The organism is Micromonospora sp. NPDC050795, from assembly GCF_044456785.1.
In the GTDB taxonomy this organism is placed as follows: domain Bacteria; phylum Actinomycetota; class Actinomycetes; order Mycobacteriales; family Micromonosporaceae; genus Micromonospora.
Genome location: NZ_JBITGE010000017.1, coordinates 130886 through 146384 on the forward strand (window position 1 = coordinate 130886; position 15499 = coordinate 146384).

The 15499-nt window shown below is 71.9% G+C and carries 14 protein-coding genes and 1 pseudogene; 13 read left to right on the forward strand and 2 right to left on the reverse strand.

From position 1 onward, the window contains the following. Positions 1–2: 2 nt before the first annotated feature. From ACIBEF_RS17315 to ACIBEF_RS17355, 9 genes and pseudogenes are all read left to right on the forward strand, one after another. Positions 3–818 carry a hypothetical protein gene (locus ACIBEF_RS17315; protein ID WP_396794277.1) on the forward strand — a complete coding sequence of 272 codons (816 nt, stop codon included), beginning with the start codon at positions 3–5 and terminating at the stop codon, positions 816–818. A 157-nt stretch (positions 819–975) separates the two neighbouring features. Continuing rightward, positions 976–2211: an ergothioneine biosynthesis glutamate--cysteine ligase EgtA gene (gene egtA, locus ACIBEF_RS17320; protein ID WP_396794278.1), complete on the forward strand. Its 1236-nt coding sequence runs from the start codon at positions 976–978 to the stop codon at positions 2209–2211. A gap of 20 nt (positions 2212–2231) precedes the next feature. Next, positions 2232–3569 (forward strand): ergothioneine biosynthesis protein EgtB, encoded by a 1338-nt coding sequence (egtB, locus tag ACIBEF_RS17325; RefSeq protein WP_396794289.1) that lies wholly within the window; start codon positions 2232–2234, stop codon positions 3567–3569. 43 nt (positions 3570–3612) lie between these two features. Further along, complete coding sequence (gene egtC / locus ACIBEF_RS17330) at positions 3613–4374, forward strand: ergothioneine biosynthesis protein EgtC (RefSeq protein ID WP_396794279.1); 762 nt, start codon at positions 3613–3615, stop codon at positions 4372–4374. A 35-nt stretch (positions 4375–4409) separates the two neighbouring features. Further along, positions 4410–5375, forward strand: a complete 966-nt coding sequence (egtD, locus tag ACIBEF_RS17335) for an L-histidine N(alpha)-methyltransferase (RefSeq protein WP_396794280.1) — start codon at positions 4410–4412, stop codon at positions 5373–5375. Between the two features lie 216 nt (positions 5376–5591). Continuing rightward, complete coding sequence (locus ACIBEF_RS17340; RefSeq protein ID WP_030338044.1) at positions 5592–6179, forward strand: TMEM165/GDT1 family protein; 588 nt, start codon at positions 5592–5594, stop codon at positions 6177–6179. Positions 6180–6218: 39 nt separating this feature from the next. Then, positions 6219–6563: pseudogene (locus ACIBEF_RS17345) on the forward strand (DUF1622 domain-containing protein); the annotation flags it as partial. 17 nt (positions 6564–6580) lie between these two features. Then, entirely contained in the window at positions 6581–6901 is a 321-nt protein-coding gene (locus tag ACIBEF_RS17350; RefSeq protein ID WP_396794290.1) for a hypothetical protein, read from the forward strand. Positions 6902–6905: 4 nt separating this feature from the next. After that, entirely contained in the window at positions 6906–7103 is a 198-nt protein-coding gene (locus tag ACIBEF_RS17355; RefSeq protein WP_355009870.1) for a hypothetical protein, read from the forward strand. A 96-nt stretch (positions 7104–7199) separates the two neighbouring features. On the opposite strand, the gene nhaA is transcribed toward ACIBEF_RS17355, so the two are convergent. Further along, a complete protein-coding gene (nhaA, locus tag ACIBEF_RS17360) occupies positions 7200–8558 on the reverse strand; it encodes a Na+/H+ antiporter NhaA (protein ID WP_396794281.1) in 1359 nt (452 codons plus the stop codon). Positions 8559–8896: 338 nt separating this feature from the next. Between nhaA and ACIBEF_RS17365 the strand changes: the two genes are divergently transcribed. Beyond that, complete coding sequence (locus ACIBEF_RS17365; protein ID WP_396794282.1) at positions 8897–10360, forward strand: polysaccharide biosynthesis tyrosine autokinase; 1464 nt, start codon at positions 8897–8899, stop codon at positions 10358–10360. Here ACIBEF_RS17365 and ACIBEF_RS17370 read toward each other — a convergent pair. Continuing rightward, positions 10341–10895, reverse strand: coding sequence for a low molecular weight phosphatase family protein (locus tag ACIBEF_RS17370; RefSeq protein WP_357208025.1), 555 nt, complete (start codon positions 10893–10895; stop codon positions 10341–10343). The two genes, ACIBEF_RS17365 and ACIBEF_RS17370, sit on opposite strands and share 20 nt — an antisense overlap. Positions 10896–11063: 168 nt before the next feature. Here ACIBEF_RS17370 and ACIBEF_RS17375 point away from each other — a divergent pair, with 168 nt between their 5' ends. The 3 genes from ACIBEF_RS17375 (at position 11064) to ACIBEF_RS17385 (ending at position 14837) form a co-directional block, all read left to right on the forward strand. Continuing rightward, the gene (locus ACIBEF_RS17375) at positions 11064–12311 is read left to right on the forward strand and encodes a glycosyltransferase family 4 protein (RefSeq protein ID WP_396794283.1); all 1248 of its coding nucleotides are present in this window, start codon (positions 11064–11066) and stop codon (positions 12309–12311) included. A 103-nt stretch (positions 12312–12414) separates the two neighbouring features. Next, on the forward strand, positions 12415–14193 hold the full coding sequence (locus ACIBEF_RS17380) for a DUF4012 domain-containing protein (protein ID WP_396794284.1): 1779 nt from the start codon (positions 12415–12417) through the stop codon (positions 14191–14193). Positions 14194–14207: 14 nt separating this feature from the next. After that, entirely contained in the window at positions 14208–14837 is a 630-nt protein-coding gene (locus ACIBEF_RS17385; protein ID WP_396794285.1) for a hypothetical protein, read from the forward strand. Positions 14838–15499: the final 662 nt, after the last annotated feature.

The window sequence follows — 15499 nt, forward strand, 5'->3', positions numbered from 1 at the left end:
CGATGAACCCGTTCCGGCGGGCCGACCACGCCGACACCGAGCGGCTGCTCGACGCGGCCTCTGCCCGGCCGGACGCCACGCCGGATCAGGGCGCCTCCGCCGCAGCGGACGCGACCTCACCTGAGGCGCACCTGGGCACCCGCGACGTGCCCCCGGCCGAGCCGGTGGCCGCGTTGCTCGCCGCGGCGGCCGGCCCCGTCCGCCCTGGCGAGCTGGCCGGGGAGGACGCCGCGGTGGCCGCGTTCCGGGCCGCCCGTGCCAACCCGGCGGCTGTGCCGCAGCGGCCACGCCGTCGCCGGATGACCACCGGCGCGGTGGCCTGGATCGGCGCGGTCGCAGCCACCGCCACCGCGGGAGCCGCCTTCGCCGCGGTCACCCGGGAGCTGGGGCCGGACCCGGTCGCACCGGCACCGTCGCGCCCGTCACCCTCGCCGCACCAGAGCGCGTCCCGGTCGGCCGAGCCCGATCGGTCGGTGGGCCCCGGCGTCGCGTCGCCGACGGGTGCTTCGCCGTCGGTCACCGCCCTGCCGTCGGCCGGTCCCACCCCCGCCGGCCAGGTGCACGGACTGTGCCGGGCGTGGCGGGCGAAAAAGCCCGAGCAGCGGGAGAAGGCACTGCGCACGCCGGGTTTCCACAAGCTGGTGACCGCCGCCGGCGGCCCTGCCGAGGTCGAGGCGTACTGCCAGCGGCTGGTACCCGAGACGAAGCCGTCCGAACCGGCGGAGGTCACGCCCTCCGAGTCCCCGAAGGGCAAGCCGTCCCCTTCGGGGAAAGCCCCGCCGTCACCGCCGGGACCGGGCCACCGCGCCCACGGCTGACCGGTCGGCGGTGGGAGCGGTTTGGTTCCGCCCTGCTTCGGAAATTCCTCTGTTAGACAGAGGTTGGTGGCGCCGTGCACGCCTCCGACGGTGTCGGTGGGTGGGTTTACGGTGGCAAGGTGTGCCGGACCTGGCACACGGAAAGGGGGCCCGACCCTTGGTCACGTCATCCGACCTGGACCGCAGCGCCATCCTGCGCGAGTCCGCAGCCGCAGTCCGACACCTCGCCCGGATCTGCTTCAAGACCGGCCCACCCACCCACACCGGCGTCGAACTGGAATGGACGGTGCACGACGCCGCCGATCCCGTCCGCCCCGTCGACGCGACGCGGCTGCGGGCGGCGCTGGGGCGGCACAGCCCCGCCATGCTGGATGCCACCAGCCCAGCCGAGCCGCTGCGGCACGGCGGCATGGTCACCCTGGAGCCGGGTGGCCAGTTGGAGATCTCCACCCCGCCCCGCCCCTCGGTCGCCGCGTTGATCCGCGCCACCGAGGCCGACATCGCCCAGGTCACCGACCTGCTGGCCGCCGCCGGGCTGGTCCTTGGCAGCAGCGGCATCGACCCCCACCGACGGCCCCGCCCGGTGGTGGAAACTCCCCGTTACCGCGCGATGCGCGGAGCCTTCGACCGCCACGGCCCGGCCGGCCGCACGATGATGTACAGCACCGCCGGCCTGCAGATCTGCCTCGACGCCGGTGAGCCGGACCAGGTCGCTGACCGGTGGGCCGCGGCCCACGCGGTCGGGCCTCCACTGCTCGCGGCGTTCGCCTCCGCCACCCGACACGCCGGGCGGCGCACCGGTTGGGCCTCCGCCCGGATGGCCGCCTGGTTGGCCATCGACCCGGCTCGGACCCGCCCGGTCTGGTCGCCCTCCCGTGCCGAGGACGATCCGATCGACGCCTGGATCAGCTACGTGCTCGCCGCGCCGCTGCTCTGTCTGCGCCGGCACGGCGCCGACTGGGCCGCGCCGCCCGGGGTGACCTTCGCCGACTGGCTCGACGGCGCGCTGCCACGACCGCCCACCACCGATGACCTCGACTACCACGTCAGCACTCTCTTTCCGCCGGTACGGCCGCGCGGCTACCTGGAGCTGCGCTACCTCGACGCCCAACCCGATCGCGACTGGCGGCTGCCACTGGTGGTGCTGACCGCCCTGTTCGCTGACCCGGGCACCGTGCGCGAGGCGTACACGATCGCCACGCCGGTGGCGCACCGCTGGTCGGCCGCCGCCCGACACGGCCTCGCCGACCCGGGGCTGGCCGCTACCGCGGCGGCCCTGCTCGACCTGGCCATGAGCATCATGCCACGACTGGAGCTGCCGGCCAGCACCCACGACGAGATCCGGCGAGGGCTACGCCAGCGGCTGACCGCCGCGGAGAGGAGACACCAGTGAGCGCGAGGAGTAAGCCGGTGGTGCGGGCCCCGCAGGCGGGCCGGGTCGACGGCGAGCGGTTGCGCGACCACATCGCTGCGGAATTGGCGCGGGCCCGCGCCCGCACCGCGCTGCTGACCGAGGCGGTCGACGACGCCGACCTGACGCGTCAACACTCACCGCTGATGTCGCCGTTGGTCTGGGACCTCGCCCACGTCGGTAACCAGGAGGAGCTCTGGCTGGTCCGGGACGTCGGGGGCCGGGAGCCGGTCCGCCGCGACATCGACGAGTTGTACGACGCGTTCAAGCAGCCGCGCAGGGACCGTCCCGCGCTGCCCCTGTTGCCGCCCGCGGAGGCGCGCACCTACCTGGCGACCGTTCGGGACAAGGTGCACGACCTGCTCGACGCGGTGACCTTCACCGAGCGGCCACTGGTCGCCGACGGGTTCGCCTTCGGCATGATCGTGCAGCACGAGCAGCAGCACGACGAGACCATGCTCGCCACCCACCAGCTGCGTTCGGGGCCGGCGGTGCTGCACGCCCCGGCACCGCCCGAGCCGTCGGTCCGGGTCGACGCGGAGGTGCTGGTGCCGGCCGGCGAGTTCACCATGGGCACCGACACCGATCCGTGGGCGTTGGACAACGAACGTCCGGCGCACCAGGTCGACCTCCCGGCGTACGTCATCGACGCCGCTCCGGTGACCAACAGCCAGTACGCCGCCTTCATCGCCGACGGCGGCTACACCGAACAGCGCTGGTGGAGCGCCGCCGGCTGGGAGCATCGGGTTCGGGAGCAGCTGAGCGCCCCGATGCACTGGCGTTCCGACGGCGACGACTGGTCGTATCGGCGCTTCGGTCAGTGGGCGCGCGTCCGCGCCGACGAGCCGGTGGTTCATGTGTGCTGGTACGAGGCGCAGGCGTACGCGGCGTGGGCCGGCAAGCGGCTACCGACCGAGGCGGAGTGGGAGAAGGCAGCCCGCTGGGATCCGACGACCGGGCGGTCGCGTCGTTACCCCTGGGGGGACGACGACCCGACCGAGGCGCACGCCAACCTCGACCAACGCCATCTGTGGCCGGCGCCGGTGGGCGCGTACCCGGGCGGCGCCTCGCCGTTGGGTGTGCACCAGCTCATCGGCGATGTCTGGGAGTGGACCTCGACCGCGTTCGACGGGCATCCGGGGTTCGCCGCGTTCCCCTACCGGGAATACTCGGAGGTCTTCTTCGGCGGCGATCACCGGGTGCTGCGGGGTGGTTCGTTCGGCACCGACCGCTCTGCCTGCCGGGGCACCTTCCGTAACTGGGACTATCCGATCCGCCGGCAGATCTTCAGCGGTTTCCGCTGCGCCCGGGACGCGCGACCGGACGAGTCGTACCGGTGAGTCGCCGCACGACCGGCGGCCCGGCGGCGGGCCGGGGGCGCTGATGTGTCGCCACCTGGCCTACCTGGGGCCGCCGGTCACCCTGGCCGAGTTGTTGTTCGACCCTCCGCACTCACTGGTGCGGCAGTCCTGGGCACCCCGTGACATGCGTGGCGGCGGCACGATCAATGCCGACGGGTTCGGCGTCGGCTGGTACCCGGGTGAGGGTGAGCCGGTGCGGTACCGGCGGGCGCAACCGATCTGGAGCGACCCGACCATCGCCCAACTGGCGGCGGTGACCCGCAGCTCGGCGGTGGTGGCGGCGGTGCGCTCGGCCACGGTCGGGATGGCGGTGCTCGACGGTGCGGCGGCGCCCTTCGCCGAGGGGCGGTGGCTGTTCAGCCACAACGGTGTGGTCCGCGGCTGGCCGGACGCCGTGGTGCCGCTCGCCGCCGGTCTGCCGGTGCGTGACCTGCTCATGCTGGACGCCTCGACCGACTCGGCGCTGCTCTGGGCGCTGGTGAGGCATCGGTTGCGCGCCGGCGCCGACCCGGCGGAGGCGCTCGGGCGGACGGTGACCGAGGTCGCCGCCGCCGCCCCCGGGTCGCGGCTCAACCTGCTGCTCACCGACGGGCATCGGGTGGTGGCCAGCGTGGCGGGGCACGCGTTGTCGGTGCGCGAGTCGCCGGGTTCGGTGCTGCTCGCGTCCGAGCCGCACGACGACGATCCCGGGTGGCGGTCGGTGCCGGAGGGTCATCTCGTCGTCGCCACCGCGGGTGGGGTGCGGGTACGTCCACTGCCGACCCCGGTGAGCGGCGCCGGGTAGGCACGAAACGGCTGATCGAACGAAGGAGCGAACCGATGACAGCGGAACCCCTGGAGATCTACCTCGAAGAGGGCGACCTGGAGCGTGGCCTGCGCGACGACGTCCGGGCCGGGCTGAGCGCCGGGTCGAAGTGGCTGCCGCCGAAGTGGTTCTACGACGCCCGGGGCAGCGAACTCTTCGAGGAGATCACCCGACTGCCCGAGTACTACCCGACCCGGGCCGAGCGGGCCGTGCTGGCCGCGCATGCTCCCGACATCGCGACGTTGACCGGGGCCAAGACGCTCATCGAGTTGGGCTCCGGCTCGTCGGAGAAGACCCGGCTGCTGCTGGACGCCTTCACCCGCCGCGGTGGCCTGGGCACGTTCGTCCCCCTCGACGTGTCGGTCAGTGCGCTGCGCGGGTCCACCGCCCAGATCGCGGCGGACTATCCCCGCCTGCGGGTGCGGGGCATCGTGGGGGACTTCACCCGGCAACTGGACCGGCTGCCCACCGGCGGTCGGCGGTTGGTGGTGTTCCTCGGCGGCACCATCGGCAACCTGTTGCCCGCCGAGCGGGCCGAGTTCCTGACGGCGATGCGCGCCGCTCTGGAGGTCGGCGACTGGTTGTTGCTCGGCACGGACCTGGTGAAGGACCCGTCGGTGATCGTGCCGGCGTACGACGACGCCGCCGGGGTCACCGCCGAGTTCAACCGCAACGTGCTGCACGTGATCAATCGGGAGTTGGGTGCCGATTTCGACCCGGCCGCGTTCGCGCACGTCGCCGTGTGGGATCCCGACCACGAGTGGATCGAGATGCGGTTGCGGGCGACCCGGCCGATGAGCGTGCGGGTGCTGGGGCTGACAGTCGATTTCGCAGCGGGGGAGGAGCTGCGTACCGAGGTCTCGGCGAAGTTCCACCGGGAGGGGATCGCCGCGGAGCTGGCTGCGGCCGGCTTCGCCGCGGCGGAGTTCTGGACCGATCCTGACGCGCTCTTCGGTGTCACGCTGGCGCGGGCGCGGTGAGCCTTTTCACCCGGCTCGGCCGGTCCGGAGGTGATCCGATAGGCTGAGCGCGCGAAGGGGAGTAGCCCCCAATGTCGTGGTCGACATACTGGTGCGTTCCGCATCCGGCCACGCGGCCCCGGTTCTCTCGGGGCGGGCGAGACCTTCGACTCAGGCTGTTGCAGCCGGGTCGAGGGCGCCCCTGTACCTCCTCCCGGCGTGAACGGGAAGGACGTCATGGAGGGATTTTTCGCCGCGCTGGTCGTCAGCTTCGGCGTCATTTTCGTCGCCGAGCTGGGGGACAAGTCCCAGCTGATGGCGCTGACCTTCGCCACGCGGTTCAAACCGATTCCGGTGCTGATCGGCATCACGGTCGCCACCGCTGTGGTGCACCTGGCGTCGGTCGCCATCGGTGCGGGTCTCGGGGCGGTGCTGCCGACCGAGTGGATCTCCCTGGTCGCCGGCGTGGCGTTCCTCGGGTTCGGTGCGTGGACGTTACGCGGGGACAAGCTCACCGAGGAGGAGAAGCGCAAGGCGGAGAAGACCAACAAGACCGCGCTGGTGGCGGTGTCGGTGGCGTTCTTCCTCGCCGAGCTGGGCGACAAGACGATGCTCGCCACGATCACGCTCGCCACCAAGTACGGCTGGTTCGGTGTCTGGCTCGGCTCCACCATCGGCATGGTGGCCGCGGACGCGCTGGCCATCCTGGTCGGCCGGATGCTCGGCCGGCGGTTGCCGGAGAAGACCATCAAGTACGGTGCCGCGATCCTCTTCGCCATCTCCGGTCTCTGGCTGATCCTGGAGGCGGTGAACGAGCTGACCTGAGCGCCGACTAGCTGCCCGGAGGGCGGGTAACGGCCCGGGGTGGAGCCGGCCGAGTTGTTGCGTCAGGGCGACCAGGTGCTGGTTGCCGTGGTCGAGGTGGCCGGCGCGATGGTGATCTTCGTTGGCGCGGTGTGGGCGGCGGTGCGGTTCGTGGTCGAAGGGCTGCGACACCGCAGCGCCGCCCGCTTCACGTCGATCCGGCTGTCGCTGGGCCGCTTTCTGACCCTCGGCCTGGAATTCCAGTTGGCGGCCGACGTGCTGCGTACGGCGGTGTCCCCGTCATTCACGCAGATCGGCCAACTGGCCGCCATCGCGACAATCCGAACAGCGTTGAACTACTTCCTGGGCCGCGAGATCCGTCAGGAGCAGCGTCAGGTGGCCGAGGGGGAGCGTCGAGCGTCATGGGCACCCTGGTCACGGCGGTCACCGCCCTGGCGCTGGTCGCCGGGGTGCTCACCACCCTCACCACCGGGGCGCTGCGCAGCGGCGTCCGGGTACTGCTGGACCTGCTCGTCGCGGCCGGCCTGCTCCGGCTCGCCGGCGAACCGGGTTGGAACGGCCTGGCCGGCGCGGTGGCGATCATCGCCCTGCGTCAGCTGCTCGGGGCAGCGCTCGGCAGCTCACCCCCGTGGTCCGGTCGACAATCAGCGGCGCGCTGCGGCGAGGACGATCACCACCTACCGTTGGCCTCGACAGGTGAAACGGGAAGAGCGGGAGGATGACCAGATGAGCCGGCACGACGAACCGAACGAGTACGGTTACGCCGGCGGTGCCACCGCCCCGGAGCCGCCGCGCGGCGGCAAGCCCGACGAGCAGGATCGCGTCGAGGCGGTGGCGGTGCCGGGCGACGACCTCACCGGGCCGACAGCCGAGGCACTGGTCGAGGAGACCGAGGACCTGCCGCCCGCCGACCGTCGCCACTGAGCGCGAGCGCGCTTGGTTGGTGCGGAGGCGCGGCACGACGGCGAACCCGCGCCGCGCCCCTCGGTGCCATGGTTCCGTCGGGCAGCGACGGCGGGGTCAGCGGGCGTCGGGGTGCTGGTAGACGTCGGGTACGCCGTCCCCGTCGGCGTCCAACCGCTCCCGCTGCGCCACCCTCCGGTACGCCGCGTTGCGGCGGCTGAGCACGGTGGCGGCCAGCCCGGCGGAGATCACCGAGCCGAGCAGCACGGCCGCCTTGACCCGGTCGTCGACCGTGCTGCCCGCCCCGAACGCCAGGTCGCCGATGAGCAGTGAGACGGTGAAGCCGACGCCGGCCAACAGGGCGATCCCGAGCAGGTCGGCCCAGGTGATGTCCTCGTCCAGTTCGGCGCGGGTGAACCGGGCCAGCAGGTAGGTCGAGCCGAAGATGCCGATGCTCTTGCCGAACACCAGGGCGGCGACGATGGCGATCACCATCGGGTCGCTCAGCAGGGCACCCAGGTCGGTGCCGCGCAGTGTGACCCCGGCGGCGAAGAGGGCGAAGATCGGCACCGCGAAGCCGGCGGACACGGGCCGCCAGCGGTGCTCCAGGCGGGCGGCGAGCCCACCCTCGCCCGCCTCCGCGCTGGCGGCGGCCGGCTGGTCGCCGGCCGCCGGTCTGCGGGCGAGCACCGGCACCGTGAAGCCGAGCAGGACACCGGCGACCGTGGCGTGCACGCCCGAGGCGTGCATCAGTGTCCAAGCGGCCACAGCGAGGGGGATCAGCGCCCACCACCAGGTGCGCCCCCGCTGCACCAGCACCGCGAAGAGCGCGATCGGCGCGAAAGCGGCGAGAAGCGGTACGGGCTGAAAATCGGCGGTGTAGAAGATCGCGATGATGGTGATCGCGAACAGGTCGTCGACCACCGCCAGGGTGAGCAGGAATGCGCGTAGCCCCTGGGGCAGATGTGAGCTGACCACCGCGAGGACGGCGAGCGCGAAAGCGATGTCGGTGGCGGTCGGAATGGCCCATCCGCGCAGGCCCTCCCCGCCCCCGCTCAGCACCACCGCCACGTAGATCAGCGCCGGCAGCAGCATCCCGCCGAGCGCGGCCGCCACCGGCAGCGCGGCTCGGCGCGGGTCGCGGAGGTCACCGGCGACGAACTCCCGTTTGAGCTCCAGGCCCACGACGAAGAAGAAGATGGCCAGCAGGCCGTCGGCCGCCCAGGTGGCCAGATTCAGGTCGAGGTGCCAGGGCGCGCCGGGCCAGGGCACGACGTCACCGAGCCGGGTGTACGAGTCGGACCACGGGGAGTTGGCCCAGATCAGCGCGATCAGAGCGCCTGACAGCAGCAGCGCGCCACCGACGGTCTCGGTGCGCAGCACGTCGGCCAGGTGCCGGGCCTGCGGCCAGGACGATCGCGAGAACAGCCGGATCTTTGGCGGACGCGGGCCGGGAGGCGGGGTGGGGGAGGTCAACTTCGGCTCACCTACAGGAGTCGGGACAGCGGGTTTCCACTCGCCGACCAGGCTTCCCGGCACACCACTGTCGACCCTATCCGGCGGCGCGGTCGGCGGCGACCGCTGGGCCGATCGGACGCCGTCGGATCGGCCTTCGACTTTTTTCCCGGTTGTCGCCGCTGCCGAATGGGTGTTTGTCGGGTTGGTCATGGGGGCGCACATCTCGCCGCCGGAATATAGGTAACTCCGGACATAAGCCGTATTAACCGCTTTAATGGTTTCACGAGTTTAGAGACGACCTTGGGGGTTTTTGTGAAGTTCTTTGCCGTAACCGGACCGGCACGGGGGCGCTCCTGATGGACCTGCTCCGCCAATTGCGCCACGTGCGTCGGCACTGGTGGGTCGCGCTGGTCACGGTCATGGTGGCTCTCGGCGTCTCGGCGTTCCTGACCGTACGTGCCCAACCTCGGTACGTCGCCTCGGTGACCTTCTTCGTCACGACCCCCAACACCGGCGTCACCGACGCCTACCAGGGCGGGCTCTTCCTCCAGCAGCGTGTCAAGTCGTACGCCGACCTGCTCAGCAGCGACCGGCTGGCGCAGAGCGTGGTGGCCGAGACTCCGGTCGGCCTCACCGCGGACGAGGTGCAGCGCCGGGTGAGCACCTCCACCGAGACCGGCACCGTTCTGCTGCGGGCATCGGTCACCGACACCGACCAGACCCGCGCGTTGCGCGTGACGGAGAGCCTCGCCAACAAGTTCGTCGAACTCGTACAGAAGGTGGAGACGACACCGGAGGGCAAGGCGCCGATCAAGATCGAGATCGTCAGTGGCCCACGGGTCAGCGCCAACCCGGTCTCGCCGCAGCCGGTCCGCAACCTCACCCTCGGTGGCCTGGTCGGCCTGCTCCTCGGCGTCGGTCTGGCGATCCTGCGCGGCGTCGCCGACGTCCGACTGCGCGACGCCGCCGGCCTGCAACGCGCCACGGGCAGCCCGCTGCTCGGTGAGATCCCGTTCGAGGCCAACGCCCGCAGCGCGCCGCTCATCGTGGGCGACGCCGCGACCTCGGCGCGCGCCGAGGCGGTCCGCAAGCTGCGGACCAACCTGCGCTTCGTGGACGTCCACGAGCCGGCCCGGGTCATCGCGGTGACCAGCGCCCTGCAGGGCGAGGGCAAGACCACCCTCTCCTGCAACCTGGCCATCGCCCTGGCCGAGGCGGGCTGGCGGGTGCTGCTGGTTGACGCCGATCTGCGCCGCCCGAAGGTCGACGACTACCTGGGCCTGGACGCCGGCGTCGGCCTCACCGACGTGCTGGTCGGCGACGTGAAGGTGGGCGACGTCGTGCAGCGCTGGGGCGACAAGTCGCTGCTGGTGCTGCCCAGCGGGTCGGCACCGCCGAACCCGAGCGAGCTGCTCGGCTCCAAGGCCATGTCGGACCTGCTGCTGGCGCTGCGCGAGTCGGCGGACATCGTGATCATCGACACCGCCCCGCTGCTCGCGGTGACCGACGGCGTGGTGGTGGCCGTCCAGGCCGACGGCGCGCTGCTGGTGACCCAGCAGGGCCGCACCTCGCGGACCCAGGTCGCCGCGGCGGCCCGGTCACTGCACTCGGTCTCGGTCCGGCTGCTCGGCTGTGTGCTGAACATGGCCAAGGTGGCCAAGGCGGAGGCGTACCAGTACGAGGCCTACCGGGTGGTGGCCTCGACGGCCGAGGCGTCGGTGCCGGCCGAACGGACCGCGTCCGGCCGGCACAGCGCAACCGCCGACGGGGTCAACGGAGTCCCCGACCACACCCAGGAACTCACCCGGCTGCCCCGATGAGCGCGGCGAGGGGTCGCAGCGACCGTTCGATCTCCTCGGCGCAGCGTCGGAAGTCGGCCGGGGTGCCGCCGATCGGGTCCCGAAGGTCGTCTTCGTCCGGGGCGGCGGGTTGCAGTCGTCCCCGGGCCTGCGCGGCGGCGGCGATCGCCGCCCGCAGCGGGTCGTCGGCCAGGTCGGTGGGCGGTTCGGCCGCCGCGGCCAGCCGACCGAACTGGCGCAGTGTGAACGTCCGGTGCAGCGCTCCCGGCGCCAACGAGGTGCAGACCGAGCGTTGGCGTCGGGTCGCGGTCAGCACGAGCGTCGCGTCGACCAGGTACTCGGGGCGCAACCCCCGGGTCCGGAACGCCACCGGTTCCGTGGCGTTCTCCGTCGCGACCTCCAGGGCGTACGGGTGCATGGCCAGCCCGTCGATCGCGTCGGTGCCGGCGCTGGCCACCTCGACGGGTCGGTCGGCCAGCAGCCGGCGGGCCAGGTACTCGGCCATCGGTGACCGGCACAGGTTGGCGTGGCAGACGAACAACACGCGATCAGCCATCGGTGCCCCTCTCATCGGTACGGACACCGAAGCACGCACCGCGGGGGCGGTGCGTCGACGCCGGCGGCCGCGCGGGGAGGGGTTGTCGGCATCGTACGCGCGCGGCACGCCGACCGGTCGTGGTGCCGCGCCGGTCGCCGGCGATCCTGGTGGGACGGGGGCGGACCGGTGAAGATCGGCATCCTGTCGTACCACTTCCCGCCCGAGCCGGCGTTCATCCCGGGGAGCCTCGCCGAGGAGCTGGCCGCACGTGGGCACGAGGTACGGGTCCTCACCGGCTTTCCGGACTACCCCGGTGGCCACGTCTATCCCGGCTGGCGGCAGCGGTGGCACCACGAGACGCACAGCGAACGGCTGAGCGTCCGACGGGTGCCCCGGTACCCCGGGGGCGCCGCGTCCGCCGGCGGTCGAATGGCCAGTTACCTCTCCTTCGCCGGCAGCGCGGGGCTGGTCGCACGCCGTTTCCTGGGTGACGTGGACGCGCTCTACGTGTTTCAACTGCCGGCGACGACGTTCGCCGCCGCCGCGGTGCTCCGGTTGCTCGGGCGGGTGCCCGCGGTGCTGCACGTGCAGGACGTCTGGGCCCGCGACGGCGCGGACGAGGGGGGCGAGGGGCGCTGGGCGGCGCGGATGGGCAGCACGATGACCCGGATCTACCGGACCGCCGCGAGAATCGCGGTCGCGGCGCCGTCGATGCGGGACCTGGTGGTCGCCGCCGGCGCCGATCCGGCGCGGGTCCGGCTGGTGCTGAACTGGACCGACGAGCGGATCTTCTACCCGGCGACACCCGGCGCGGCGGCACGCCAGCTGGTTCGTCGCGACGGTCGGTGCGTGGTGATGCACGCCGGGACCATCGGGGCGCGGCAGGGGCTCGAGACCGCGGTCCGTGCGGCCGCGGCACTGGACCGGACGATGGATCTGGTGCTTGTCGGTTCCGGAGCGGCGGAGCGGCGGGTGCGGGGGCTCGCCGCCGAGCTGGGCGCGGAGAACGTCCGTTTCCTGGAGCGGCGGTCACCGGTCGACATGCCCGAGCTGTACGCCGCCGCCGACTACCAGCTGGTCATGTCGCGCGACCTTCCGGAGCTGCGCAGCACGGTGCCCGGCAAACTCCAGGCCGCGTTGTCCTGCGCCGCGCCGGTGATCGCCTCCGCCGGTGGGGACACGGCCGAGCTGGTCGAACGGGTTCGGGCCGGGCTGTCCTGCCCACCCGAGGACTGGGCGGCCCTTGCCGACAGGTTCTGGTTGGCAGCCACCATCCCGCCGCCGACCCGCACCGAGATGGGTCGCCGGGGGAGGGCCGCGTACCTGCGCGAGATGTCGCTGCCCGGCGGCGTGGACCAGATCGAACGGCTGTTGCACGAGGCGGTGGGACGGTTCGCAGAGCCCGCCACGGAACCACGAAGAAAGCTCGCTTAAAGGACGACTATTGCAATAACGGTATGAACTTCCCGTGGACGTGCTAAGAACGTCAGGGAATCGACCTTCTGTCCGGTTCCGCGATGGGGAGTTTGGTGTGACGGTGAGCGAACGTCCGATCCGGCGGCGGAGCCGGTCCCGGCGTCGTCGGCGGGCCCGACTGCGACGGGCGCTGCTCGGCGCCCTGGTGGTGGGCTCGCTGCTACTGGCGACCGCCGGGTGGGTCGGCTTCCGGGGCTGGCAGGCGCGTACCCACCTGCTCAACGCCGCCGGCCTGGCCCGGGACTTGAGCGCCCAGATCGTCGGTGGGGACACCGACCGTGCCCTGCGGACGCTCGCGGCCCTTCAGGAGCAGGCCAAAGCGGCCCGCTCGGCAACGGCCGACCCGAGTTGGCGGCTCGGACGGCGCACGCCGATCGCCGGCGACGACCTCGACGCTGTCGCGCAGATCGCCGTCGCCATCGACGAACTGGCCCGGCACGCGTTCCCGACCCTGCTCCGCACCGACCTGGCCAGCCTGGTGCCGACCGGCGGCCGGTTGGACCTCGCGCGGCTCGCCGCCGTCTCCACGGAGCTCACCGGGGTGCACGAGTCGGTGCAACGCACCCGCCAGAACCTGGCGGCGGTGCCAGCCGACAATCTGGTCAGCCAGATCCGGCAGGCGCTGGGCGACCTGCGCGACGAGATCGACCGGCTGGCCAGCCTCACCACGGCAGCCGACCAGGGCGCCCGTCTCCTCCCGCCGCTGCTCGGCGTCAACGGCCCACGCCGCTACCTGCTCGTCTCGCAGAACCTCGCCGAGTTGCGTGCCACCGGCGGCATGTTCGGCGCCTACGCGATGATCGAGGCGGAGAACGGCAAGGTGCAGATGGGCAAGCAGGGCAGCACCTCCTCGCTCGGTCGGTTCACCCCGGCGCTGAAGGTGCCCGCCGAAACCCGGGCCCTCTGGACGGACCTGCCCGGCATCTACCCCGCCGACGTCAACCTGTCCCCGCACTTCCCGACCGCCGCCGCGCTGTACCGCGAGATGTTCCGGCGTAAGACCGGCACCACTGTCGACGGCGTGCTCGCCGTCGACCCGGTGGTGCTGTCCTACCTGCTCAAGGCGACCGGTCCGGTGCTGGTGCCCGGCGGTGTCCCGCTCGCCAGCGAGAAGGTGGTGCAGACCCTGCTCAACGACAGCTATCAGCGCCTCGACCTCAAACAGCAGGACGAGTTCTTCGCGGCGTCGGCGTCAGCGGTGTTCGACTCCTTTTTCAAGAAGAATGTCAACCCCCGGGTGTTGTTGTCCGCATTTGACCGTGCTATCACTGAACGCCGGATATTGTTCTGGAGTGCCCGACCTGAGGAACAGCGGACATTCGGCGAGAGCCGGATGGCCGGGACGCTTCCGGAACAGGACACCGTGCCGACCGTCGGCGTGTTCCTCAACGACGGCAGCGGCGCGAAGCTCGGCTACTACCTGCGGCCGACGGCGAACCTGACGGTCGGCGAATGCCGGTCGGACGGTCGCCGTGAGCTCCGGCTACGGGTGACCCTGCGCTCGACGGCGCCGAAGTCCGGACTTAGCGAATCCGTGCTCGGCCTCGGCCTGGCTGGCGATCCGTACACCGCCCGAACGTTGGTGTCGATCTTCAGCCCGGCTGGTGGAGCGGTGCTGGAGGCCCGACTGGACGGGACCGAGACGGCACTTGGCAGCGGCACCGAACGCCGCCGCCACGTGGCCACGGCCAGCGTGGACGTCGGCCCCGGCGCCGAGAGGGCGCTGGAGGTCACCGTGCTGACGGCCAAGACCGGCGTCGGGCAGGCCGAGCTGTGGCTGACCCCCACCGCCAGCCCCTGGACCACCCAAGTTCATTCCGCACCAAGCTGTGATCAGTAGGAGGGAACCAAATCATGCGGCTATCCCGCATCATCATGGCGCTCACGGTCGGCCTGGCCGTGGTGGCTGTGCCGACGGCAGCGGGGGCGGCAGCGCCGCAGCCGCAGCCCACCGCGACGACCGACCCGCCGCAACCGCCGCCGTACCCGCCGACCGCCGCGTCGCTGACCGTCAACCGGCCGACGATCTACCTCGGCGAGACGGTGGTGCTGACCGGCACCAACTTCGGCCCGAACGAGACCGTCGACATCACCGTGACGGTTACTCCGCAGGCCGCTCCGGCCGGCGGCGCAGCTCCGGCTCGCCGCAGCGACGGCAGCACCGTGGCCATGGCTCCGGTGGCCTACCAGGCGAGCGCTCCCCTGCACTTCACGGCGTACACCAACGGCCAGGGCCGCTTCACCAAGAGCTACAAGCCGTCGGTGACGGGTCTGCTGACCTTCACCGCCACGGGTCGGGAGTCCGGCCGTACCGCCAGCACGGAGCTGCGCGTGCTGCACAAGAAGCAGCCGCTGCCCGTCACGGGTGACAGCATCGGCACGCCCATGAAGCTCGGCGGCGGCCTGGTCGGCGCCGGAGCGGTGATGTTGCTGCTGACCCTGGCCTGGCGTCGCCGCCAGCGCTTCGGTGGTGCGGCGCACTAGTTCACACCACCGGGCTGCGCCCGGACAGCACGGAAGCTGGCGCCCGTCGGATCACTCCGACGGGCGCCGGCCCGTCCGTTTCGTCGGTTTCATGCGGTCGGCCCTTCCGTGATCCACTCGCGTTCCTTGATATCGGCACGTCATGCCGTCCGGGATGCCCCGGTTTCCGTGAACGCGAGTGGATCACGCGCGTGCGGGCAGGTTGAACACCGCCGGGTCGAGGCGGCGTGGGTGGTTTGTCCGATGCCGGGTGGTGTGGGGTGTGACCGGGTGCACCGGTGGGCTGGAATCATGGCTGGGCCGGGGTCGTTACACACCCTGACGATCGCAGCACCACCGCCGGCCTCCGGCCTGGTCACCCGGGTTGGAATGCCAGCCACCACCCGGTCGTTACAGTCCCCACGAACGACTGCGGGCATCGCCACGATGAGGGTGCGTGATGGATGGGCCGACCCCGGAATGACCCCGGCCCCCCGGTCGTTACACACAGACCCGGCGCCACGAGCCCCCCGCTCGGCAGGCCGCCGACCCCGACGCCCCACCAGGGCGTCACCCCAAGACTTTTCCCCCTTTGTGAAGTGCAGCGCCGGACGAGGTGCTCACACCCTCACCGCCGTCCCCCTCTGGTGGTCGGGGTGTTCTACCCCCGAAGGAGCTACCCC